This window comes from Aeromicrobium choanae, from assembly GCF_900167475.1.
In the GTDB taxonomy this organism is placed as follows: Bacteria; Actinomycetota; Actinomycetes; order Propionibacteriales; family Nocardioidaceae; genus Aeromicrobium; species Aeromicrobium choanae.
In genome coordinates, this window is sequence record NZ_LT796768.1 from 3074615 (window position 1) to 3097890 (window position 23276).

Below are 23276 nucleotides of genomic sequence, written 5' to 3' on the forward strand. Positions count from 1 at the left end.
GGCTCGTGGGGTGACCGACGGACTCTTCGACCTGCCTGAGGCACCCGCCTCGGGACGCCGCGACTCCAGCGGCACCCTCGCGGGGAACACCCACTCGAGCGCTCCGCTGGCGGTGCGGATGCGACCGCAGACGCTCGACGAGCTGGTCGGCCAGCAGCACCTCCTCGCACCCGGGTCGCCGCTGCGGCGGATGATCGAGGGCAACGCCCCGCTCACCGTGCTGCTGTGGGGACCGCCCGGCACCGGCAAGACCACGCTCGCGAGCCTCATCAGCCGCCAGACCGACCGCCGCTTCGTCGAGGTCTCGGCCGTGAGTGCCGGCGTCAAGGAGGTCCGCGAGGTCATCGCCGGAGCCCGCCAGGCGCTGTCCCGCGGCAAGGAGACGGTGCTGTTCGTCGACGAGGTCCACCGCTTCAGCAAGGCGCAGCAGGATGCGCTGCTGCCCGGCGTGGAGAACCGGTGGGTCAGCCTCGTCGCGGCCACCACCGAGAACCCGCACTTCAGCGTGATCTCGCCGCTGCTGAGCCGCTCGCTCCTGCTCACCCTCCAGCCGCTGACCGACGACGACATCGCGGTGCTGGTCGACCGCGCGATCGCCGACGAGCGCGGCTACAGCGGCGACATCGCGATCAGCGAGGACGCCCGCGACCACCTGGTGCGGCTCGCCGGGGGCGACGGCCGCCGCGTGCTGACGTACCTCGAGGCCGCCGCGGGAGCCGCCTCCGACCAGGGCCACGCCGAGATCACCCTCGACGACGCCGCGCTCGCCGTGGACAAGGCGGCCGTCCGGTACGACCGCCAGGGCGACCAGCACTACGACGTGACGAGCGCGTTCATCAAGTCGATCCGCGGCTCCGACGTGGACGCGGCCCTGCACTACCTCGCCCGCATGATCGAGGCGGGGGAGGACCCGCGCTTCATCGCGCGCCGGCTGATGATCCACGCGAGCGAGGACATCGGCATGGCCGATCCGACGGCGCTTCCCCTCGCGACGGCCACCGCCCAGGCGGTCGCGATGATCGGCTTCCCCGAGGCCCGGATCCCGCTGGCGCAGGCGGTGATCCACCTCGCGACGGCGCCCAAGTCGAACGCGGTGATCCGCGCGATCGACGCGGCCATGGCCGACGTCCGCGCGGGCAAGGTCGGCGCGGTGCCGCCCGCCCTGCGCGACGCGCACTACTCCGGCGCGAAGAAGCTGGGCCACGGGCACGACTACGTGTACGCGCACGACGACCCCCGCGGCGTCGTCCCGCAGCAGTACGCGCCCGACGACGTCGACGGCTCCGACTACTACGAGCCGGGCCCTCACGGCGCCGAGGGAGCGATCGCCGAGCGTCTCGCCCGAATCCGCGCGATCGTCCGAGACCGGTAACCTCGTTCCCATGTCCGTGCAGCTCGCGATGCTCGTCGCCACCGCCGTCCTGGCGGTCGTGGCGGTCGTAGCGGCCGTGGTGACCGTGCGCTCCGTCCGTGAGCTGCGCCGCATCGGTGATCGAGTAGCGCGCGACGAAGGAGCGGCGTATCGAGATCACCTCGAGGACTCACATGATCTCGATGCACCGCCTCGTTCCTCGGCGGCACTCGATCACCGGGTCGAGCCCGTGCCGACCGCCGAGGTCGTGCGGGTCGTCGAGGGCCGCGTGATCGTGCAGCCCACCCACGACCAGGTCGTCGCGGCCACGATGACGCGCCCGTCGGTGCGCCTGAACATCCTCCTCGGCGGCGTCGCGCACGCGCTGCGGCCCGAGAGCCGCGACCGGATCCTCGGACTGATGCGCCGCGAGTACCGCGCGCGGAGGCGAGCTCGCCAGCGGGCCGCCCGCGCGGCGGCTCGCGCCACCAACGGCCCGCCCCCGGCGTCCGGCGGCCAGGGCTGGGTGGGCTCGTGAGCGCCCGTCTCGCCTGGTTCGTCGCGGGAGCGGCGGCCGGCGTCTACTCCAGCGTCAAGGCCAGGCGAGCGGCCTACCGGCTCTCGATGCCGGGCCTGATCGACCAGGCCGCCGCACTCGGCTCGGGCGTGCGGGCCTTCCGGGCGGAGATGCACGAGGGGATGCACGCCCGCGAGGACCACCTGCGCCACCACCTGCTCGACCACGAACCCCGGCTCGCGCTGACCGAGCCCACCGAACCCCCTGAACCAAAGGACCCCCACTGATGGAGACCGCTGAGATCCGGCGCCGATTCCTCTCCCACTTCGAGAACGCCGGCCACACGGTGGTGCCCTCGGCGCCCCTGCTGTTCGACGACCCGAACCTGCTGTTCGTCAACGCCGGCATGGTGCCGTTCAAGCCGTACTTCCTCGGCCAGGAGACGCCGCCGTTCGACCGCGCCACGAGCGTGCAGAAGTGCGTGCGCACGCTCGACATCGAGGAGGTCGGCAAGACCACCCGTCACGGCACCTTCTTCCAGATGAACGGCAACTTCAGCTTCGGCGACTACTTCAAGGAAGGCGCCATCACGCTCGCGTGGGAGCTGATCACGAAGTCCGTCGACGACGGCGGCCTGGGCTTCGACCCCGAGAAGATCTGGGTGACGGTGCTGCACACCGACACCGAGGCCCGCGAGCTGTGGAAGAAGGTCGCCGGCCTGCCCGACGAGCGGATCCAGAACCGCGGCCTGCTCGACAACTACTGGCACATGGGCGTCGAGGGCCCGGGTGGCCCGTGCTCGGAGATCTACGTCGACCGCGGCCCCGAGTACGGACCCGACGGCGGCCCCGAGGCCGACGAGGACCGCTTCCTGGAGATCTGGAACCTCGTGTTCATGCAGGAGGAGATCGCCAACGTCACCGCCAAGGACCAGTTCGACGTCATCCAGCCGCTGCCGAAGCAGAACATCGACACCGGCATGGGCCTGGAGCGCGTGGCGTACCTGCTCCAGGGCAAGGAGAACCTGTACGAGATCGACGAGGTCTTCCCCGTCATCGAGCGGGCCGCCGAGCTCACCGGTCGCACCTACGGCGCCGACCACACCGACGACGTGCGCTTCCGCGTGGTCGCCGACCACGTTCGCAGCAGCCTGATGCTGATCGGCGACGGCGTCACGCCCGGCAACGAGAGCCGTGGCTACGTGCTGCGCCGCCTGCTGCGCCGTGCCGTGCGCTCGATGCGCCTGCTGGGCTACGAGGACCCCGCGCTGCCCCAGCTGCTCCCGGTGAGCATGGAGCGGATGAAGGCGTCCTACCCCGAGCTGGAGACGGACTTCGCTCGGATCAGCCAGATCGCCTATGCCGAGGAGGAGGCGTTCCGCCAGACGCTCGGCAAGGGCACCCAGATCTTCGACGTGGCCGCGGGGGAGACGAAGCAGTCCGGCGGCAGTGTGCTGAGCGGGAGCCAGGCGTTCCAGCTGCACGACACGTACGGCTTCCCGATCGACCTCACGCTCGAGATGGCGCAGGAGCAGGGCCTCTCGGTCGACCAGGAGGGCTTCCGCTCCCTGATGGCCGAGCAGAGGGCGCGGGCCAAGGCCGACGCGAAGTCGAAGAAGGGCCTGCACGCGGACACCACGGTGTACCGCGAGACGATCGACGCGTTCGGGCCCACCGACTGGGTCGCGTACACGAACCTGATCACCGAGTCCAAGGTGCTGGCGCTGCTGTCGGGCGGGCAGTCCGTGCCCGTCATCACGGAGGGCCAGGTCGGCGAGGTCGTGCTCGACCGCACCGGCTTCTACGCCGAGTCCGGTGGCCAGAACGCCGACGCCGGTGTGCTGCGCTGGGACGGCGGCCACGCCGAGGTGCTCGACGTCCAGCGGCCGATCCGCGGCCTGGTCGTGCACCAGGTGCGCGTCCTCCAGGGCGAGCTGACCGCGGGCTCCGACCTGTCGGCGGAGGTCGACCACGAGTGGCGCATCGGCGCCCGCCAGGCGCACTCGGGCACGCACGTGGTGCACGCCGCGCTGCGCGAGGTGCTCGGCCCGACGGCGCTGCAGTCCGGCTCGTACAACCGACCCGGCTACCTGCGCCTGGACTTCGGCTGGGGCGGCGCGCTCGACCCCGAGCAGTTCCACCACGTCGAGCAGGTCTCGAACCGGGCGCTGCGTGAGGACCTGCAGGTCTCGCAGCACTGGATGACCCTGCCCGAGGCCAGGGAGTTCGGCGCCCTCGCGCTGTTCGGTGAGACGTACGGCGAGGAGGTGCGCGTCATCGAGATCGGCGGCCCCTGGTCGCGCGAGCTCTGCGGTGGCACGCACGTCGAGCGCTCCAGCCAGATCGGCACGGTCGTGCTCACCTCGGACTCCTCGGTCGGCGCGGGCAACCGCCGCATCGAGGCGCTCACGGGCATCGAAGGGTTCCAGTACCTGGCGCGCGAGCGCGACCTCGTGCTGCAGCTCAGCGACGTGCTGAAGGCCAAGGCCGACGACCTGCCCGCCCGCGTGCAGGACCTCGTGTCGCGCCTGAAGTCGACCGAGAAGGAGCTCGAGAAGTTCCGGACGGCGCAGCTGCAGGCCGGTGCCGGCGACGTCGCGAAGTCGGCGGAGGACATCGACGGCGTCGCGTTCGTCGGCCACCGAGCCGAGGGCGTCGGCGGCGGCGACGTGCGCCAGCTGGCGCTCGACATCCGGGGCCGCCTCGCCGACCGGCCGGCCGTGGTCGTCGTGATCGGCACGGCCGGCGACAAGCCGTCCGCGGTCGTCGCGCTCAGCCCGGCCGCCATCGAGCGCGGCCTCTCGGCCCAGCAGCTGATCGCCACGGTCGGCGAGCGGATCGGCGGCCGCGGTGGCGGCAAGGCCGACGTCGCCCAGGGTGGTGGCACCGACCTCGGTGGCATCGATGCGGCCTTCGCCGCCGTCCGGGACGCCCTGCGCGGATGACCTGGCGCAGGGGACGCCGCCTCGGGGTCGACGTCGGCGACGCCCGCATCGGGGTCGCGTCGTGCGACCCCGACGGGCTGATCGCCACACCGGTCGAGACCGTGAAGGCGGGGGAGGGCTCGATCGCCCGCCTGGTGGCACTCGCGCAGGAGTACGAGGCGCTCGAGGTCGTCGTCGGCCTGCCCCTCGGGATGTCGGGTCGCGAGGGCCCCGCCGCGGTCAAGGTGAGGGCCTTCGCGACCGCTCTCGCAGGGGCTCTTCGCGGGGTTTCGGTACGGTTGATCGATGAACGACTCTCGACGGTGGCGGGCCAGGCCCAGCTGCACGCGAGCGGGCGCACGACGAAATCGTCACGTTCGGTCATCGACCAGGCGGCGGCCGTGGTGATTCTCCAGTCGGCGATCGACGCTGAGAAGACCCGCGGAACCGCGCCCGGCGAGGTGGTCGAGGTGGCGACGGAAGGGAACGACGGATGAGCGAGAGTGACGGCGGGCTGGAGATCCTGACCGGCGAGGAGGAGCCCCGACGCAACCGTCCGGGCTCGCGCCGCAAGGAGGAGCCCCCGGCCCAGAAGAAGTCGGGCCTGAAGAACGTGATCGCCCTGATCGCGGTCATCGCCATCCTCATCGGCGGCTACGTCGTGGTCACGAAGGTCATGGACCGCATGGGCGGCGCCGAGGACTACTCCGGCTCCGGCACCGGCACCGCCGAGGTGACCATCCCGTCGGGCGCGAACGGCATCCAGATCGCCCGGCTGCTGGCCGAGCAGGACGTCGTGAAGTCGTCCGAGGCGTTCTACCAGCTCAGCCTCACCGATGCGCGCGCCCAGCAGATCCAGCCCGGCACCTACACGCTGCGCCAGCAGATGTCCGCCGAGGCCGCGCTCACCGCGCTGGTCGACCCGTCGGCCCGGGTCCAGGCGAAGTTCACCGTGCCCGAGGGGGCGCGCGTGGGCCAGATCGTGGAGATCATCGCCAAGAACACCGAGCTGGAGACGAAGGACCTCGAGGCCGCGCTCGACGACCCCGCCTCGATCGGCCTGCCGGACTACGCCAACGGGAACCCGGAGGGCTACCTCTACCCCGAGACGTACTTCGTGGAGCCGGGCGACGACGCCAAGGCCGTCCTCTCCCGCATGGTGCAGCAGACGCTGAAAGTGGCCAAGGACCTCGACATCGGCACCCGGGCGCCCGCGCTGGGGCTGTCCGGCGAGGAGGTCCTCACGGTGGCCAGCATCCTGGAGTACGAGGGCCAGAAGCCCGAGGACTACGCCAAGATCGCCCGCGTGCTCTACAACCGCATCGAGCAGGGCATGCCCCTGCAGCTGGACTCCACCGTGTCCTACGTCAGCGAGCGCAAGGGCGACGTGTGGACCACGGCCGAGGAGCGCGCCAACCCGTCGCTCTACAACACGTACCAGCACCAGGGACTGCCGCCGGGCCCGATCGGCTCGCCGGGCCAGGCCTCGATCGAGGCCGCGCTGAACCCGGCCGACGGCCCGTGGCTGTACTTCTTCGCGAAGAAGGACGGCTCGGTGGTCTACAACGAGGACTTCGGCAAGCACAACTCCGACTGCCAGGCCGAGTACGGCGCCGGTTCGTGCGGCGGCTGACATGAGGTGCGCCGTCGTCGGCTCGCCGATCTCGCACTCGCTGTCGCCGGCGATGCATCGCGCGGCGTACCGCCAGCTCGGCCTCGACTGGAGCTACGGCGCCTTCGACGTGCAGGACGGCGAGCTCACCGAGTTCGTGTCCGAGCACCGTGAGGGCTGGCGCGGCTACTCCGTCACCGCGCCGCTCAAGCGCGAGGCGGCCGGCCTGGCCGCGGTGCGGGACCCGTACGTCGAGGCCCTCGGCGTCGCGAACACCCTCGTCGCGATCGACGGCGGCTGGTCCGCCCACAACACCGACGTGCCGGGGGCGGTGAGCGCGCTGCACGAGATCGGCGTCGGCTCCCTGCGCTCGGTGCGGATCGTCGGTGCCGGAGCCACGGCGGCGTCCATGGCGCTGGCGTGCCGGCGCCTCGGCGCCCGGGAGGTCGAGCTGCGGGTCCGCGACACCGCCCGTGCAGCCTCCACGGCGCGGACCATCGAGGGCCTCGGCCTGGCCGTCACGGTGGTCCCGCTGCACGTCGAGGTGCTCGAGTCGGTCGACCTGCTCGTCAACACCGTCCCCGACGGGTCGCTGGCCGGGCGCGAGCACGGGTTCGTCGGCGCGACGAACGCGGTGTTCGACGCGGTGTACGACCCGTGGCCGACAGCGCTCATGCGGTCGGCCCGGTCCGAGGGCCGCTCGCTGGCCACCGGGCTCGACCTGCTGGGGCACCAGGCGGTGCTCCAGGTGAGCCTCATGGCCGGCGACACGGTCGAGCCGGCCGTCCTGGTGACAGCGGCCATGGAGGCGCTCGCCAGCCGTTAGGGTGCACCTCGTGCCCATCGTCCTGAGTGCCCTGCTGGCCGGTCTGCTGGCCGCGGTCTCCCCGCTGCTGCTCGCCCGGCTCCCCGAGCCCACGGCCGAGCCGGACGACGACATGCCGCCGAAGATCCCGTACGCCGACCTGGCGGCCGTGCCCCGGCTCGGGCTGTGGCTGGCCCTGCCGGCGGCCGCGCTGGGAGCGGTCGCCGCCGCGACGATCTCCGAGCCGAGGCTGCTGCCGGTGTGGATCCCCATCGCGGCCGCCACTCCCGTCCTCGCGTGGGTGGACTGGAAGGTGCACCTGCTGCCGTACCTCATCGTCTCGCGGCTGTACGTCGTCTCGTGGCTGCTGATCGGCGTGAGCGCGCTGTGGATGCAGGATGCCTCGGTGCTGCTGCACGCGCTGATCGGCAACGTGGCGGTGTTCGGCTTCTACTTCCTGCTCGCCGTCCTCGGACCCATGGGATACGGCGACGTCCGGCTCTCGGCCGTGGTCGGCGTCGGGCTGGGCCCCCTCGGTCTGGTGGCCACGTACTACGGCGTGTTCTTCGGCCTGTGCATCGGCGCCGTCGTCGGCCTGGTGCTCGTGCGCGGTCGCATCGGCCAGCGGATCCCGATCGCGTTCGGTCCGTACCTGCTGCTCGGTGCGTTCGCCTCACTCTGGGTCTGAAAGAGGCTGACGCCGGGGGGTCTGAGAGAATCGCCCCATGCTTCGTTGGTTGACTGCCGGTGAGTCACACGGCCCCGCACTCGTCGCGACCCTCGACGGCCTCCCGGCCGGTGTGGAGGTCACGAGCAAGGAGATCCAGGCCGCCCTCGCGCGGCGCCGCCTCGGCTACGGCCGCGGTGCCCGGATGGCCTTCGAGGCCGACGAGCTGGAGATCATCGGCGGCATCCGCCACGGCCGCACGCTCGGCAGCCCGATCGCGATGCGCATCGGCAACAGCGAGTGGCCGAAGTGGGACCAGGTCATGGCGGCCGACCCGGTCGATCCCGAGACCCTCGCCGGGCTCAAGCGCAACGCGCCGCTGACTCGTCCGCGTCCGGGCCACGCCGACCTCGCGGGCATGCAGAAGTTCGACTTCGACGAGGCCCGCCCGATCCTCGAGCGCGCGAGTGCCCGCGAGACCGCGGCCCGCGTCGCCCTCGGCGAGATCGCCGCGCAGTTCATCGCGCAGACCACGGGCGCCCGGATCGTCAGCCACGTCGTCGAGCTGGGCACCGTCAGGGCGCCCGCGGGCGTGCTGCCCACCCACGCCGACGTCGAGCGGCTCGACGCCGACCCGCTGCGCTGCTTCGACCCCGAGACGTCGCAGGCGATGGTGGCCGAGGTCGACGCCGCCCACAAGGACGGCGACACCCTCGGTGGCGTCGTCGAGGTCATCGTCGAGGGACTGCCCCCGGGCCTGGGCTCGCACACGCAGTGGGACCGCCGGCTCGACAGCCGCCTCGCCGCCGCGCTCATGGGCATCCAGGCGATCAAGGGCGTCGAGCTGGGCGACGGCTTCGAGCTGGCGCGCACCCGCGGCTCGCTCGCTCATGACGAGATCGTCCCCACGGCCGAGGGCATCCGTCGCGTCTCCGGTCGCGCGGGCGGCACCGAGGGTGGCATGACCACCGGCGAGCTGCTGCGGGTCCGCGCCGCCATGAAGCCGATCGCCACCGTGCCGCGGGCCCTGCGCACCGTCGACGTCGCCACCGGCGAGGAGACCCGGGCGCACCACCAGCGCTCCGACGTCTGCGCCGTTCCGGCCGCCGGCATCGTGGCCGAGGCGATGGTCGCGCTCGTCGTGGCCGACGCGCTCCTGGAGAAGTTCGGTGGCGACTCCGTCGGCGAGACCGCACGCAACGTGCGCACCTACCTCGAGAACCTGAGCCACCGGTGACCGGGACCCGTCCGGTCGTCGTCGTGGTGGGCCCGCCGGGTGCGGGCAAGACCACGGTCGCCGAGCTCCTCGCCGACCGGCTGGGGGTCCGGGTCCGCGACACCGACCAGGACGTCGAGGCGAACGAGGGCGAGACCGTCCAGGACATCTTCGTCAGCCGCGGTGAGCCGGTCTTCCGCGAGCTCGAGGCGGCCGCGGTGGCCGAGGCCCTGCGCACGCACGACGGCGTCCTCGCCCTGGGCGGCGGCGCGGTGATGGACGAGGGCACCCGCGTGCTGCTGGCGGACCACACGGTCGCCCACCTCGACGTCGGGCTGGCCCAGGCGGCCGCACGCGTGGGGATGAACACGGGCCGCCCGCTGCTGATGGGCAACATTCGCGGCCAGCTCAAGAAGCTCATGGACGCTCGCCGACCGCTGTACAACGCGGTCGCCACCTTCGCGATCGACACGAACGACCTCAGCCCGGACGAGGTCGTCGACCGCGTCCTGAAGGAGCTCGGCCGATGACCCGCCGCGTCGCGGTCGAGACGGCACAGCCGTACGAGGTCGTCGTCGGTCACCACGTGATGGCCGAGCTCGAGAGCCTCGTGCCCGAGGACGCGCTGCGGGTCGCGATCATCCACGCCGGCCCGGTGCTCGGCGTGGCGGAGGGGCTCGCGCAGCACCTGCCCGGTCGTGAGGTGCTGCTGATCGAGGCGCCCGACGGCGAGCAGGCCAAGACCGTCGAGTTCCTCGCGCACTGCTGGGACCAGCTGGGGCTGCGTGGCTTCACCCGCTCCGACCTCGTCATCGGCGTCGGCGGCGGGGCCACCACCGACCTGGCCGGCTTCGTCGCCGCCAGCTGGCTGCGCGGCGTCCGCTTCGTCACCGTGCCCACCACCGTGCTCGGGATGGTCGACGCCGCCGTCGGCGGCAAGACCGGGATCAACGTCGCCGCCGGCAAGAACCTGGTGGGCGCGTTCCACGAGCCCGTCGGCGTGCTGTGCGACCTCGCCACCCTCGCCGAGCTGCCGGCGCGCGAGCTGCGCGGGGGACTGGCCGAGGTGGTCAAGTGCGGGTTCATCGCCGACCCGTCGATCCTCGACGACGTCGAGTCCGCTCCCGAGCGTGCGCTCGACCCCGCCGACGACCTGCTCGCCGACCTCGTCACCCGCGGCATCGCGGTCAAGGCCCGCACCGTGGCCGGCGACCTGCGCGAGACCGGAGCGGACGGATCGATCGGCCGCGAGGCGCTCAACTACGGCCACACCCTCGGCCACGCGATCGAGCGGCACGAGAAGTACACGATGCGCCACGGCGAGGCGATCAGCGTGGGCATGGTGTTCGTCGCCGAGCTCGCCCACCGCTCCGGCCTGATCGACGACGCGCTGCTGGCCCGGCACCGTGCCACGCTGGGTCTCGTGGGCCTGCCGACGAACTACGACCGAGCGACGTTCGAGGAGCTGCTCAGCGGCATGCGCCTGGACAAGAAGACGCGCGGCGACCAGCTGCGGTTCGTGGTGCTCGACGCGCTGGCGTCCCCGCGGGTCCTGGCCGGACCCGATGAGGACGTCCTGCGCGCCAGCTGGGAGGCCGTCCGTGGCTGAGCCGACCCGCCTCGACCTGCTGCGTGGCCTGCTGGCCGAGTCCGGGCACGCCGCGATGTACGTCTCCGACCTGGTCAACGTGCGCTACCTGACCGGATTCACCGGATCGAACGGCGCGTGTCTCGTGCGCGCTGACGGCGAGGCGGTCTTCCTGACCGACGGTCGGTACCGCGACCAGTCCGCCGCCGAGCTCGCCGCCGCCGGGAACGACGACATCGAGATCGTCGTCACCCGCGACCTCCTCGGAGTGGCGGCGGGCCGTGCCCCGGCCGACCTCGTGGCCGAGACGCACTTGCTCGACGTGGACTCGTGGCAGCAGCTGGACCGCCCCGAGCGCTCGGGACGCCTGGTCGAGCGGCTCCGCGAGACCAAGGACGATACCGAGATCGCCGCCCTGCGTCGCGCGTGCGAGATCTCCTGCCAGGCGCTGGAGGCACTCGTGGCCGGCCCGCTCGTCGGCCGCACCGAGCGCGAGGTGGCCCGCGACCTCGAGTGGCGGATGCTCGAGCTGGGCGCCGAGGACAAGGCGTTCGAGACGATCCTGGCGGCGGGGGAGCACAGCGCGATCCCGCACCACGACCCCACCGACCGCGAGCTGCGTCGCGGCGACCTGCTGAAGATCGACTTCGGCGCGCGCGTCGACGGCTACCACGCCGACTGCACGCGCACCTTCGTCCTGGGTCCAGCGCAGGACTGGCAGCGCGAGATCCACGCCGCCGTCCGCGAGTCGCAGGCCGCGGGTCTCGACCGCCTCCGCGACGGGGTTCCGGTGGCCGATGCGAACACGGCGGCGCGCGGATCGCTCGAGGCCTCGGGCTGGCTGGATGCGTTCACGACGGGCCTCGGCCACGGCGTCGGACTGCAGATCCACGAGGACCCGTTCATCGCGTCGTCCCACACCGGTAGACTTGCCAGCCGCACCGTCCTGACGATGGAGCCGGGGATCTACCTTCCGGGCCGTGGGGGCGTGCGCATCGAGGACACCGTCCTCGTCACCGACCCCGACCACGGCGGTGAGCCCGACGTGCTCACCGATACGACCAAAGAACTCCTGGAGATCGACTGATGGCAACCACGAACGACCTCAAGAACGGCATGGTGCTCAAGATCGACGGACGGCTGCTGGCTGTCGTCGAGTTCCAGCACGTGAAGCCGGGCAAGGGCCCCGCCTTCGTCCGCACGAAGCTCAAGGACGTCGAGTCGGGCAAGACGCTCGATCGCACCTTCAACGCCGGCACCAAGGTCGAGACGGCCAGCGTCGACAAGCGCGACATGCAGTACCTGTACAACGACGGCTCGAGCTTCGTGTTCATGGACACGTCCACGTTCGACCAGATCGAGGTCACGCCCGAGGTCATGGGCAACACCGTCGACTACCTGCTGGAGAACCAGGACGCCGTCGTGGCCACGAACGAGGGCCGCGTGCTCTACGTCGAGCTGCCCGCCTCGGTCGAGCTGGTCATCGAGCACACGGATCCGGGCCTGCAGGGCGACCGCTCCAGCGGTGGCACCAAGCCCGCCCGCCTGGAGACCGGCAAGGAGATCCAGGTGCCCCTGTTCGTCGGCTCGGGCGAGAAGGTCAAGGTCGACACCCGGGACGGCAGCTACCTCGGTCGCGTGAAGGCCTGATGGCTGCACGCACCAAGTACCGCAAGCGGGCCCTGGACATCCTGTTCGAGTCCGAGTCCCGCGGGCTGTCCGCCGGCGGCACCCTCGCCGACCGGCTCGAGGTCAACGACCCTCCGGTCAACCCGTACACGGTCGGGTTGGTCGAGGGCGTCGCGGCGCACGCCCGGCAGATCGACGCCCTCCTGGAGGAGCACTCGCACGCGTGGTCCCTCGACCGCATGCCGGCAGTCGACCGCAACCTGCTGCGGATCGGCGTCTACGAGATCCTCTACGCCGACGACGTGCCGGACCCGGTGGCCATCAGCGAGGCCGTCGAGCTGGCGAAGGAGCTGTCGACCGACGAGTCGCCGCGCTTCGTCAACGGCTTGCTGTCGAAGGTCTCGCAGATCAAGTCGACCCTGACGCTCGGTGAGCCCGAGCCCGTGGACCCGTCAGGTGAAGAGGCCATCGCCGACGGACCCGCCGGGACGGACGCCCCCGGGGACGGCGAAGAGCGCTGACCCGATGTGGCGGATGTACTCGTTGAGCGCATCCCCGGCCAGCGACCGCTGGATCGTGATGAACTGCAGCGGTGAGCGGCTGAACGCCAGGAAGAACAGCCCGGCGTTCAGCTGACCGAGGTCGTTGTTGCCCTCGACGTAGTTGTAGCCGCGGCGCAGCAGCCGTGCCCCGCCGTTCCGGTCGGGATGAGCCAGCCGCACGTGTGCCGTCTCGGGGATCGCGGGCCCGCCGGCCTTCGTGGAGACCACGTCGAAGTCGGGCTCGCTGAACTCGGTGCCGCCCGACAAGGGAGCTCCCTGCCCCTTGTCGCGGCCGATGATGGCCTCCTGCTCCTCCAGCCGCACCCGGTCCCAGGACTCGATCAGCATCTGGATCTTGCGGGCCACGAGGTAGGTGCCGCCGGCCATCCACGACTGGTCGGAGCCGTCGGTCCACACCGACGCCGCCAGGTCGGACGTGTCGTCGCTGAAGATGTTGGCCGTGCCGTCCTTGAACCCGAAGAGATTCCGCGGGGTGGACTGCGCCTTGGAGGTGGTGGACGTGCGGCCGTAGCCGAGCTGGGTCCACCGCACCTGGGCCCGGCCGAAGGCGATGCGCGAGAGGTTGCGGATCGCGTGGACGGCGACCTGGGGGTCGTTCGCGCATGCCTGGATGCACAGGTCGCCGCCGCTGAAGCGGTCCTCGAGCAGGTCGAACGCGAAGGACGGCAGCTCGACGAGCTCCTTCGGCCGGCGGCCGGCGAGCCCGAACCGCCCGTCGAACAGCGTCGGGCCGAAGCCGAACGTGATCGTCAGCGCGTTGGCGGCCAGGTCGAGCGCCTCACCGGTGTCGTCCGGCGGCTTGTACGGCCCACCGCCGACGGCGCCTTCGGGGCTGACCTCACGACCGGTGGTCATCCGCGCGGCCGCGTCGGTCCAGTCGGCCAGCAGGGCCCGGAGGTCCTCGCGATCGGCCGTGGACGTCATGTCGAACGACGCGAAGTACAGGTGCTGCTGCACCGTCGTGGCGATCCCGGCCTGGTGCTTGCCGTGGAACGGGACGGCGAGGTCGGTGCCGCTGGGGGCGCCGTCCTGCGCGGCTCCCGCGGCGAAGCCGCCGGCCACCCCGACGGCTCCGGCGGCACCGGCGGCCCCCAGCAGGCCCAGGGCGGAGCGCCGCGACAGGCGGGGACCGGTCACGACGAGGAGACCCCGAGGACGGTGTGCGTCAGCTGCGACAGCGGCTCGCTGAGGGCGTTGAGCTGGGCCCCGAGCTCGTTGCGCTGCGGCTGCTCGACCGTGTCGTACGAGACGAAGCCCTCGTCGTAGTCGCCGTGGGTCTCGAGCAGGGCGAACATCGACCCGAACTGCTCGTCGAGGCTGCTCACGAGCTGCTCACCGTCGGCGCCCTTGCTCTCGGCGATCCCGCGGACCGAGGCGTAGGCCACCTTGGCGCCCTCCACGTTGGCGTAGAAGTCGTAGAGGTCGGTGTGGCTGAACTCGTCCTCCTCGCCGGGCAGCTTGCCGTCGGGCGCGGCGACCTCGTCGAGAAGGCCGATGGCGCCGTTGGTGATGTCGCCGATCGTCAGGACGAACTCGTCGGAGTGGACCTTGTCGTAGAGCGCTTTGATGTCGGTCTTCAGCTGGGCACCCAGCTCGGCACGGCCGGCCTCGTCGAGCGCCGCCAGCTTCTCGTCGGGGTAGTTCTTGCGCGCCTCGTCGAGCCACAGGTCCATCTCGATGCGGTGGAAGCCGGTGAAGGGGAGGTTCTCGGCCTCGGCCCCGGGCTTGCGGTAGTCGATCTTGGGGTCGAGGTCGCCGAACTGCTCGGCGGTGGGCTCGATGCGCTCGTAGTTGATGCGCGTGATCGGGAAGAGCCGGCGCGCGGTCTCGTCGTCGCCGGAGGTGTACGCGTCGACGAAGTCGTCGACGTTCGTGACGAGCTCGCCCACCTGGTCCTTCGTGTAGGCGGTGTATGAAGCGACGGCGGTGTCGATCGCCTTCTGCTGGTCCTGGTCGACCTCGACGTCGTCACCGGTCACGGTGAACTGCGCGTTCCCGACGCCGTCGCCCACCATGCCGGGCTTGCACTCGGTGAAGTAGTCGCCGGGCTGCGCCTGGACCGTGAGGTTCCGCGAGGTGCCCGGGGCGATGTTCTCGACCTCGCCGATGATCCGCAGCTTGTCGCTGTCGAGCAGGTAGAACTCGGTGATCTTGTCCCCGTCGTTCGCGACGTCGAACGTGATGGTGCCGCTGCCGGCTTCGACCTCGGACACCTCGCACCCGTCGGCGGTGCTGGAGACCTTGATCGCGGCGGAGTCGGAGTCGGAGTTCTTGACGCAGGCGCTCAGGCCGAGCGTCGCGGTGAGGGCGACGGCCAGCACGGTGGAGCGGGAGCGACGGTTCATGCGGGAGTTCCTTCGGTCGTGACGGGTCGGGTCGGGGTGGGTCGTCGGACGACGCGTGCGTACGCGAAGCCGACGACGGCGAGGTACGTCGCCCAGACGGCGAGCTCGAGCTTGGTCATGTCGGGGGAGAACCCGACCGTGCCCTTGAGCAGGGCGGCCGGGAGTCCGGACGGATCGATCGTGTCGCTGAGCCGGAACGCCCACGCGGACTCGCCCTGCGTCCACGGTCCGGGAAGCACACCGGCCTCCTGGAGGTCGTGGACGCCGTAGGCGAGGACTCCGGCGGCCACCACGATCAGCAGGGCTCCCGTCCAGGTGAAGAAGGTGCCGAGGTTGATGCGGACGATGCCGCGATAGATCAGCCAGCCGATGGCGACCGCCGTGGCCAGGCCGAGCACCGCGCCGACCCAGGCCAGAGGGGTGTCATCGGTGGAGCGGACGGCGCTCCACAGGAAGAGCGCGGTCTCGAGGCCTTCGCGGGCGACCGCGAGGAAGCCAACGGCTACGAGCCCCCATCCCGGCCCGTCCAGCCGGGAGTCGACCTGCTGCTCGAGCTCGCCCTTCAGGCCGCGCGCGGTACGGGCCATCCAGAAGATCATCCACGTGACGAGCCCGACGGCCACGATCGACAGGGTGCCGCCGATGATCTCCTGGGCCTCGAACGTCAGGCCGTAGGTGCCGAAGGTGAGCAGAGCGCCGAGTCCGAGCGACAGCGCCACGGCGATGGCGACGCCGGCCCAGATGCGTGGCACCACGTCGTCACGGCCGATCTTGCGGACGTAGGCGATGAGGATGCCGACGATCAGCGCGGCCTCGAGGCCCTCGCGCAGACCGATCAGGAAGGTACCGAGCATCAGCGACTTTCAGCTTCAGGGTCGACCTGGTGTTAGGTCAGCCTCACCAAGGTACTCCTGCGCCGGCCGCGCGTCGACGCAGGACGTGTGTAGTAAGCCACGTGGGCGCCGCAGGGCGATCCGGTAGCGCTCGACGTGCCGCACGGGCGCGTCGAGGTACCGGTCGTCGAGGTGACCGTGGGACTTCATGTTGTGGTGCTTCCTGCACAGGCACCTGAGGTTGGATCCGCTGGTGGTGCCGCCGCTGTCATAGGCCTTCGCGTGGTCGAGGTCGGTCTCGTGGACCGGTGCGCGGCAGCCGGCGACTCTGCAGGTTCCGTCCCGCCATCGGAGCGCCTGCCTGAGTGACTCCGGTGGTCGGTAGGCCAGGACGGTGGTGTCGAGGACTTCGCCCACGGGGTCGAGGACCAGTCGCCTGAGCATCGCGTGCTCCGACTGGGCGAGCTCACGAGCCCACGCACTGCCGACCGGCTCGCCATCGAGGGTGAGCCCGGGGCCGTCGGTCAGGCCGATGAGGTCGGTGACCGCGACGCTGATCGCGATCTCGGCGCGGATGTCGGTGCTGGTGCCGGTGCAGGACGTGAGCCAGTGCGCCACGAGGTCGGCCTGCTTCTGCTCGCGCGTGCGACGGTCCTTCTCGCCGCTCTCAGGATCCACCGACGGCAGAGCCTTCGCGGCGCGACGCAGCCGGTCACCGACGGCGATCGCCACGCCGGTGGGCAGCAGGGCGTTGAGCCACGACGTCCCGTCGCTGTTGTGGCTGATCGAGACACGGCGCTCCTCGACCGCCCGATCGGTCTCCTGCTGCACCTGGTCGGGCTCGAGCCGCGCGCGCAGCCGCCGCAGCCAGGCTCGCAGCTCGGTGATCGTGTGCGTGGAGGCGTACTCGGGCGCGGAGGCCTCCAGCACGGCCCACGCCTCCGGAGTCTCCAGCCGCTCGGCGGTGTCGGAGATCGCGGACACACGAACAGCGTCGATGTCTCCCACCCGGAACGCCGACCAGACCGCCGGGACTCGCTCGCGGATCGCGGTGGCCTCGGTGACCATGGACCACACCTGGCGCTCGGTGACGTGCAGGGCCTGAGCCAGCTCGAGCGTCACCTCACGCCGCGCCAGATCCTTCGACAGCGCGATGTCGTCGGTACGGTCGATCTCGGCGACGCGCTTGGCGTGGAACGAGGCCACGAACTCCCACTCCTCGAACTCCGCGACCGCCCGCGCACGACGCACCGCGTCGCCCACCACGATCGCCCGGTTCGAACTCATGGACCCAACCTAGTGGGCCCCACCGACAGAAACCGCGAGCGCGGAAAGCCCTTCGCGAGGCGAGCGCGAACACTAGGTTGTCGCTGTGGATGAACACGTCGTCGAACTCCTGGTCCGGATGGTCTGTGGGGAGCCGAGCGAGCCGCCGCTGCGCGGCCTGGTGGAGGTGGAAGCGCGGCGCTTCCGGATCTGGAAGCATGCGGACCGGCTTCGCGTGGAGACCGAAGACGGCGATCTGTGCGCCATCAGGGAGCCAGAGCGACTCGTGACCTTCTCGGACGATCACGAGCTGCCCGTCGCGAGCGGCCGGGGAAGTTTCGCGTTCGAGGACGAGGAGGCTCCTTGGTCACCGATCACGCGTCCACGCCTGGACCAGTTGGAGCTGGATGACCGGCGCGCCGACGGTCCGGTCGAGTCGGGCGAGCGGTTCGGGCGGCCGACGCTGACCGTGTCCCTCCCGCATGTCCGCGACGACGACCTCGCGCTGACCTTGGTGGTCGATGCCGTCACCGGCATGCCGTTCGAGGTGGTCGATGCCGGCGAGACCGTCATGCGATGGCTGGAGTTCGAGGTGCTGGGCGAGATCGACGAGGCGCTCCTGCGGTGGGATGGCGAGACCCGGTATGCCGGGTGGTTCGCCTACGTCGGGACGTCATCGGCCGACGACGGCATGGATCATCTCCCGCCCGAGCTTCGTGAGCAGCTGCTAACCAGGGCGCAGCGGTCAGCCGAGGGTGAGCGAGGGCTGGATCTCTCACCCATCTCGACGCTGGTGCCGCTGGAGTTTCAGGTCTCGTGGATGGATGAGGGCACCGTCGTCATCGATCTGACGGAGGACTTCTTCGTCACCGTCCGGGGCGTGAAGTCGATGGATCCCGAGGACGCGGACGAAGCGACAGACGTGTGGACCACGAGCGACGGATGGACGTGGATGGTGCACGCGACGGGCGTCGATGATCCTGACTTCCTTCCGACGCTGCGCGAGCGGATCTCGGTCTGGCGCGCAACGACGTCGCCGTCGCCGGAGGCAGGAGGAGATCGTGGCTGAGTTCGTCCCTGCCGTCGGCAACATCCTGAGCCTGATCGAGCGGCGCGACTGGGAGCGCCTGGAGCGCAGCCTCGCCCCGGACGTGCACTGGACCACCGCCGTCGAGGAGCACCTGCACGGCCCGGCCGAGGTCATCGCGTGCCTGCGCGACGACCCCGTCCCGGGCCCGCCGGCGTACCACGACGTCGACGAGCGCGGCCGGCTCGTGCGCTGGGTCGACAAGATGGGCTGACTCCGGCAGCGCGGGGGACTACGTTGCGAGGATGGAGCCCGCAGCACTCCACGTCGTCCGTCACGGGCAGGGTCGCCCCGTGGTGGTGCTGCACGGCGCCGGCGTCGACCACCGCGAGCCCGAGGCGTGCTTCGAGCCGATCCTCGAGCAGGTCCCCGGCCTTCGGCGCGTGTATCCCGACCTGCCGGGCATGGGACGCTCGCCGGCGCCGGAGACGCTGCGGTCGTCCGACGACGTCCTGCACCTGATGCTCGACTTCGTGCATGCCGAGTGCGGCAGCGAGCCGTTCCTGCTCCTCGGCCACTCCTGGGGCGCGTACCTCGCACGGGAGATGGCCGCGCGGGCTCCGGAGCAGGTGGCCGGCCTGGCTCTCGTGTGCCCGGTCCTGACGGGCGATCACGACGTGCCCGAGCACCAGGTGATCGCCGGGCCGGGTGGCCTCGGGGACGACGTCTTCCGCGACTACTTCGTCGTCCAGACCCCGGAGATGCTCGAGCGGTACGAGCGGTTCGTCGCGCCCTCGGCCGAGCTCGTCGACGAGGCGGCGATGGAGCGCATCGGCGAGAACTGGGGACTCTCGCTGGCCGCCGCGCCCTACCCCGGGCCGACCCTGGTCGTGGCGGGTCGGATGGACTCGACGGTGGGGTACGCCGGCGCGGCCGACCTGCTCGACGTCCATGCGCGCGCGACGCTCGCCGTGGTCGACGACGCGGGTCACGCGCTCCCGCACGAGCAGCCGGAGCTGCTGGGCGCGCTGATCCGCCACTGGCTGGCCCGGGTGGCCCCGTGACGGCCGGCGACATTCCCGACGCCTTCGACGTCCTCACGGTGGTGATCCTCCGGAGACCTGCGGACGCCCCGGAGCTGCCCGAGGACGAGCTCGACGCTCTCCAGGCTCGTCACCTCGCATATCGCGCCGAACTGGGGCGGAGAGGTTTCCTCGTCGCGAACGGACCCTTCCTGGAGCAGTCCGACCAGTCGTTCCGGGGGATGTCGATCTTCGCGTGCGACCCGGACGAGGCCGCGCGCCTCTCGGGTGAGGACCCGTCGGTGCTAGCCGGAAGGCTGACGTTCGAGGTGATGCAGTGGTGGATCGGCGCGGGCTCGCTGGCGTTCCCCGGCGCGGAGGGGACGGTGGGGGACCGTCGCTTCATGAACAACCTATAGACTGTAGGTGAACGCCTACAGGAAGTAGTTTCCATGTCCTCCCGACCCACTCTCACCCCCGACTCGCTCGCGACGACGGCTGCGGACATCGCCGACGAGCTCGGCTTCGAGCGGCTCAGCGTCTCCGAGGTCGCCCGGCGAGCGGGGGTCAAGCCCGCGAGCGTGTACTTCCACCTCGACGGGGCGGACGACCTGCGTGGTCGCGTCAGTGCGCTGGCTCTCGCCGAGCTCGGTGACCGGCTGGCCCTCGCGCTCGCCGGGCGCGCGGGACGGGACGCGCTCGGAGCCCTCGTCGACACGGTGCGCGGCTACGCGCTCGAGCACCCAGGACGGTGGGAGGCCACGCAGGTGCGCATCACCGCGCCGGAGGCCGGGCCGCCGGGTGTGCGCGTCGGTGCGCTGATGCTCGGCGTCGTCCGGGCGTACGGGCTGCCGGAGGAGGAGCAGACGCACGCCGTGCGCCTCGTCGGCAGCACCGTCAACGGCTTCGTGCGCCTGCACGTGAACGGCGGCTTCGACCACTCACAGCCCGACCCTGAGGACTCGTGGCTCCGCATGACCCAGGCGCTCGACAGCGCGCTCACGCACTGGCCGGTCACGGTCGCACCCGATCAGGAAAGCCCGCGATGACGCATCCGACCCTGCACGACGTCCCCCTCACCGAGGCGCTGTTCCGCGGCGTGGTCGATCTCGAGCCGACGGCTCGCGGCGTGCAGCCGCACCGGCTGCCGGCGTGGGCGCGGCGCCAGCTGCCCGACCCGCAGCTCCTCATGGCCGAGGCTCAGCCCTCCGGTGTCCGCCTCGTGATGCGCACGGCGGCCACGACGATCGAGATCGCCGCTCAGCCGACGCGCGTGGCCTACGTCGGGGCGCCGCCCCGACCGTTGGGCGTCTACGAGCTGCTCGTCGACGGTGTGCCGGCCGGCCGCGGATCGGTCGTCGGGGGAGACGTGCTCACGATCGACATGAGCACGGGCGGACGCGAGGTGACCCACGGAGAGCCCGGCGCCGTGACCTTCGAAGGTCTCCCGGCGACCGAGAAGACGGTGGAGATCTGGCTCCCGCACAACGAGCTGACGGAAGTCGTCGAACTGCGTGCCGACGCGCCCGTGGCCACCATGCCGGCGGGTGACCGGAGGGTGTGGCTGCATCACGGCAGCTCGATCAGCCACGGTTCCGCCGCCGTGCGCCCCACCGGGACCTGGCCCGCCGTGGCGGCGACCGCCGGGGGAGTGGACCTGGTGAACCTCGGCTTCGGCGGCAGCGCCCTGCTCGACCCGGCCACCGCGCGCACGATGCGCGACCTCCCGGCGGACCTGATCAGCGTCAAGATGGGGATCAACCTCGTCAACGCCGACCTCATGCGCGTGCGCGGGTTCGTCGCGGCGCTGCACGGCTTCCTCGACACGATCCGCGACGGCCACCCCGACGCGCCCCTGCTGCTCGTCTCGCCGATCCTGTGCCCGATCCATGAGGACACGCCCGGACCGGGACTCGTCGACCCGGCGACGCTCGGCACCGACAACGTCCGGTTCAAGGCCGGCGGCGACCCGGCCGACGTCGCGTTCGGCAAGCTCACGCTGCGCGTGATCCGCGAGCAGATGACGCAGATCGTCGAGTCCCGGCGGCTCGACGACCCGAACCTGCATCTGCTCGACGGGCGCGAGCTCTACGGCGAGGCCGACTTCGAGACCGACCCGCTGCCCGACGCGCTCCACCCCAGTGCCGCCACCCACCGCCTCATGGGGGAGCGCTTCGCAACGCTCGCGTTCGCCGCGGGCGGGATCTTCGGTGAGTGATCCCGCCCTGGGGGATGATGTCGCACATGAGAGCGGTGGTCCACGACCGGTACGGCGGACCGGAGGTCCTGCGGGTCGAGGACGTGCCCGTCCCGACGCCGTCGTCCGGTCAGGTGCTGGTGCGGGTCGAGGCGACCTCGGTGAACCTGAGCGACTGGGAGTGCCTCGTCGGGTCGCCGGCGTACGCGCGGATCGGCGGTCTGCGGGCCCCGGCCCGCCGGACCCTCGGGTCCGACATCGCCGGCGTCGTCGAGTCCGTGGGAGCGGGCGTGACGGGGTTCCGTCCCGGCGACGAGGTGTACGGCGACAATCTCGCGCTGAAGGGCGGCTTCGCGGAGTACGCGGTGGCCCCGGAGTCGGCGCTCGCGGCCAAGCCGGCCGCGCTCTCGTTCACCGACGCCTCGACGCTTCCCCAGGCCGGGGCGATCGCGATCCAGGGCACCGCCTGGGCGCGGCCGGGCTCGCGCGTGCTGGTCAACGGCGCCGGCGGTGGTTCGGGCTCGTTCGCGATCCAGCTCGCGAAGCGGCTCGGCGCCCACGTGACCGGCGTCGACAACGCCACGAAGCTGGAGTTCATGCGCGCGGTCGGGGCCGACGAGGTCCTCGACTACCGGCTTCAGGACTTCACCCGGACCGGGCCGTACGACCTCGTCCTCGATCTGGTGGCCCACCGCTCGGTCCTGGCCTACCGGCGCTCGGTCGCTCGCGGCGGGACCTACCGCTGTGTGGGCGGCTCGGTCGGCACGCTCCTGAGGGTGCTCACCGCCGGCGCGCTCGTCGGGAAGGCCACCGGCCGCTCGCTGGGCGTCCTCGCGGTGAAGGAGGGCCCCGGGCACTTCGCGCCGCTCGCGCACCTGGTCAGCCGCGGCGAGGTGACGGTTCACACCGACCGGACCTACAGCCTCGACGAGGTTCCGGAGGCACTCGCCCGTGTCGGCGAGGGGCGGGCGCTCGGCAAGGTCGTGGTGGTCCCGACCTCGTGATGGACATGCCAAGGGCGAGCCACCGTGCGGTGACTCGCCCTCGACGGGATCTGCGGGTGATCAGACCCGGCGGACCTTGTAGGAGCCGGTCCAGATCTTGACCTTCTCGACGGACTTGCCCGGACGGGGCGAGTGCCAGATCTTGTTGTTCCCGGCGTAGATCGCGATGTGGTAGACGCCCGAGCCGTTGTAGAAGCCGATCAGGTCGCCCTTGCGCTTGTTGCCCTTGGAGACCTTCTTGCCCTTCTTCATCTGGGCACCGGCGACGCGCGGCATGCTCTTCTTGACGGACTTCTTCACGACGTACTTGACGAGGCCGGAGCAGTCGAAGCCCGAGGGGCTGGCGCCGCCATAGCGGTACGGGGTGCCCTTGTACTTCGCGGCGGCGTTCATGATCTTCTTGCCGCGGACGATGGCGCGCTTGCGCTTGATCGCCTTCTTGCGGGCGATGACGTACTTCTTGCGCTTGATCGCGGCCTTGCGCTTCACGATGCGCTGGTAGCGGAGCTGGGCCGCGGTCGGGGCCGCGGTCGTGGTGGCGGCGGTGCTCTGGGCGCCGCTCGAGCTGACGGTGGCCGGTGCCGCCTGGGCGGGAGCACTGACGGTCATGATGGAGGCTGCCAGTGAGGCAGCGAGAATCGTTGCGACATGTCGCATAGGGGGATCTCCTTCAACGCCTTCGAGGAGAGACCTGTCGGACTGGCAGTGAAG

General features: G+C 71.2%; 26 protein-coding genes. 21 read left to right on the plus strand and 5 right to left on the minus strand.

The genetic code is table 11. The features are described 5' to 3' along the window. Positions 1-10 precede the first annotated feature (10 nt). The 14 genes from B5D60_RS14895 to nusB are packed head-to-tail and all read left to right on the plus strand — an operon-like array spanning position 11 to position 12829. Positions 11-1372, plus strand: a complete 1362-nt coding sequence (locus B5D60_RS14895; protein ID WP_172806383.1) for a replication-associated recombination protein A — start codon at positions 11-13, stop codon at positions 1370-1372. 10 nt (positions 1373-1382) lie between these two features. Continuing rightward, positions 1383-1889: a hypothetical protein gene (locus B5D60_RS14900; protein WP_078700883.1), complete on the plus strand. Its 507-nt coding sequence runs from the start codon at positions 1383-1385 to the stop codon at positions 1887-1889. Then, positions 1886-2155: a DUF6167 family protein gene (locus B5D60_RS14905; protein ID WP_078700884.1), complete on the plus strand. Its 270-nt coding sequence runs from the start codon at positions 1886-1888 to the stop codon at positions 2153-2155. The genes B5D60_RS14900 and B5D60_RS14905 overlap by 4 nt, the downstream gene beginning before the upstream one ends. Next, a complete protein-coding gene (gene alaS, locus B5D60_RS14910) occupies positions 2155-4812 on the plus strand; it encodes an alanine--tRNA ligase (RefSeq protein ID WP_078700885.1) in 2658 nt (885 codons plus the stop codon). Before B5D60_RS14905 ends, alaS begins: the two co-directional genes overlap by 1 nt. Further along, complete coding sequence (ruvX, locus tag B5D60_RS14915) at positions 4809-5288, plus strand: Holliday junction resolvase RuvX (RefSeq protein WP_078700886.1); 480 nt, start codon at positions 4809-4811, stop codon at positions 5286-5288. The genes alaS and ruvX overlap by 4 nt, the downstream gene beginning before the upstream one ends. Then, a complete protein-coding gene (gene mltG / locus B5D60_RS14920; RefSeq protein WP_078700887.1) occupies positions 5285-6424 on the plus strand; it encodes an endolytic transglycosylase MltG in 1140 nt (379 codons plus the stop codon). Before ruvX ends, mltG begins: the two co-directional genes overlap by 4 nt. A gap of 1 nt (position 6425) precedes the next feature. Beyond that, entirely contained in the window at positions 6426-7229 is an 804-nt protein-coding gene (locus B5D60_RS14925) for a shikimate dehydrogenase family protein (protein ID WP_078700888.1), read from the plus strand. 10 nt (positions 7230-7239) lie between these two features. Continuing rightward, on the plus strand, positions 7240-7896 hold the full coding sequence (locus B5D60_RS14930; protein ID WP_153303053.1) for a prepilin peptidase: 657 nt from the start codon (positions 7240-7242) through the stop codon (positions 7894-7896). 37 nt (positions 7897-7933) lie between these two features. Continuing rightward, positions 7934-9112 (plus strand): chorismate synthase, encoded by a 1179-nt coding sequence (gene aroC / locus B5D60_RS14935; RefSeq protein WP_078700890.1) that lies wholly within the window; start codon positions 7934-7936, stop codon positions 9110-9112. Beyond that, entirely contained in the window at positions 9109-9621 is a 513-nt protein-coding gene (locus B5D60_RS14940; protein WP_078700891.1) for a shikimate kinase, read from the plus strand. The genes aroC and B5D60_RS14940 overlap by 4 nt, the downstream gene beginning before the upstream one ends. Further along, on the plus strand, positions 9618-10700 hold the full coding sequence (gene aroB / locus B5D60_RS14945; protein WP_078700892.1) for a 3-dehydroquinate synthase: 1083 nt from the start codon (positions 9618-9620) through the stop codon (positions 10698-10700). Before B5D60_RS14940 ends, aroB begins: the two co-directional genes overlap by 4 nt. Then, positions 10693-11766, plus strand: coding sequence for a M24 family metallopeptidase (locus tag B5D60_RS14950; protein WP_231948903.1), 1074 nt, complete (start codon positions 10693-10695; stop codon positions 11764-11766). Before aroB ends, B5D60_RS14950 begins: the two co-directional genes overlap by 8 nt. After that, the gene (gene efp, locus B5D60_RS14955; protein ID WP_241733185.1) at positions 11763-12329 is read left to right on the plus strand and encodes an elongation factor P; all 567 of its coding nucleotides are present in this window, start codon (positions 11763-11765) and stop codon (positions 12327-12329) included. The genes B5D60_RS14950 and efp overlap by 4 nt, the downstream gene beginning before the upstream one ends. Beyond that, complete coding sequence (gene nusB, locus B5D60_RS14960) at positions 12329-12829, plus strand: transcription antitermination factor NusB (RefSeq protein WP_078700895.1); 501 nt, start codon at positions 12329-12331, stop codon at positions 12827-12829. The genes efp and nusB overlap by 1 nt, the downstream gene beginning before the upstream one ends. Here nusB and efeB read toward each other — a convergent pair. The 4 genes from efeB to B5D60_RS14980 are packed head-to-tail and all read right to left on the minus strand — an operon-like array spanning position 12761 to position 17336. Further along, entirely contained in the window at positions 12761-14008 is a 1248-nt protein-coding gene (gene efeB, locus B5D60_RS14965) for an iron uptake transporter deferrochelatase/peroxidase subunit (protein WP_078700896.1), read from the minus strand. The two genes, nusB and efeB, sit on opposite strands and share 69 nt — an antisense overlap. Beyond that, a complete protein-coding gene (gene efeO / locus B5D60_RS14970; protein ID WP_078700897.1) occupies positions 14005-15216 on the minus strand; it encodes an iron uptake system protein EfeO in 1212 nt (403 codons plus the stop codon). Before efeO ends, efeB begins: the two co-directional genes overlap by 4 nt. Beyond that, on the minus strand, positions 15213-16070 hold the full coding sequence (gene efeU, locus B5D60_RS14975) for an iron uptake transporter permease EfeU (RefSeq protein ID WP_078700898.1): 858 nt from the start codon (positions 16068-16070) through the stop codon (positions 15213-15215). The genes efeO and efeU overlap by 4 nt, the downstream gene beginning before the upstream one ends. Before the next feature lie 15 nt (positions 16071-16085). Next, positions 16086-17336 carry an HNH endonuclease signature motif containing protein gene (locus tag B5D60_RS14980; RefSeq protein ID WP_078700899.1) on the minus strand — a complete coding sequence of 417 codons (1251 nt, stop codon included), beginning with the start codon at positions 17334-17336 and terminating at the stop codon, positions 16086-16088. Positions 17337-17421: 85 nt separating this feature from the next. On the opposite strand from B5D60_RS14980, the gene B5D60_RS14985 reads away from it, so the two are divergent. Genes B5D60_RS14985 through B5D60_RS15015 form a run of 7 tightly spaced genes read left to right on the plus strand, consistent with a single transcriptional unit; the run spans position 17422 to position 22565 of the window. Next, positions 17422-18384, plus strand: coding sequence for a hypothetical protein (locus tag B5D60_RS14985; RefSeq protein WP_078700900.1), 963 nt, complete (start codon positions 17422-17424; stop codon positions 18382-18384). Continuing rightward, positions 18377-18616, plus strand: a complete 240-nt coding sequence (locus B5D60_RS14990; protein WP_078700901.1) for a hypothetical protein — start codon at positions 18377-18379, stop codon at positions 18614-18616. The genes B5D60_RS14985 and B5D60_RS14990 overlap by 8 nt, the downstream gene beginning before the upstream one ends. A 31-nt stretch (positions 18617-18647) precedes the next feature. Next, a complete protein-coding gene (locus tag B5D60_RS14995; RefSeq protein WP_078700902.1) occupies positions 18648-19406 on the plus strand; it encodes an alpha/beta fold hydrolase in 759 nt (252 codons plus the stop codon). Beyond that, positions 19403-19783 carry a YciI family protein gene (locus B5D60_RS15000; RefSeq protein WP_078700903.1) on the plus strand — a complete coding sequence of 127 codons (381 nt, stop codon included), beginning with the start codon at positions 19403-19405 and terminating at the stop codon, positions 19781-19783. Before B5D60_RS14995 ends, B5D60_RS15000 begins: the two co-directional genes overlap by 4 nt. A gap of 33 nt (positions 19784-19816) precedes the next feature. Then, positions 19817-20413, plus strand: a complete 597-nt coding sequence (locus B5D60_RS15005; protein WP_078700904.1) for a TetR/AcrR family transcriptional regulator — start codon at positions 19817-19819, stop codon at positions 20411-20413. Next, complete coding sequence (locus B5D60_RS15010; RefSeq protein ID WP_078700905.1) at positions 20410-21582, plus strand: SGNH/GDSL hydrolase family protein; 1173 nt, start codon at positions 20410-20412, stop codon at positions 21580-21582. The genes B5D60_RS15005 and B5D60_RS15010 overlap by 4 nt, the downstream gene beginning before the upstream one ends. Before the next feature lie 26 nt (positions 21583-21608). After that, positions 21609-22565 (plus strand): NAD(P)-dependent alcohol dehydrogenase, encoded by a 957-nt coding sequence (locus B5D60_RS15015; RefSeq protein ID WP_078700906.1) that lies wholly within the window; start codon positions 21609-21611, stop codon positions 22563-22565. Positions 22566-22625: 60 nt separating this feature from the next. Here B5D60_RS15015 and B5D60_RS16840 read toward each other — a convergent pair whose 3' ends face one another. Continuing rightward, positions 22626-23174, minus strand: coding sequence for a C40 family peptidase (locus B5D60_RS16840; protein ID WP_172806384.1), 549 nt, complete (start codon positions 23172-23174; stop codon positions 22626-22628). Positions 23175-23276 lie beyond the last annotated feature (102 nt).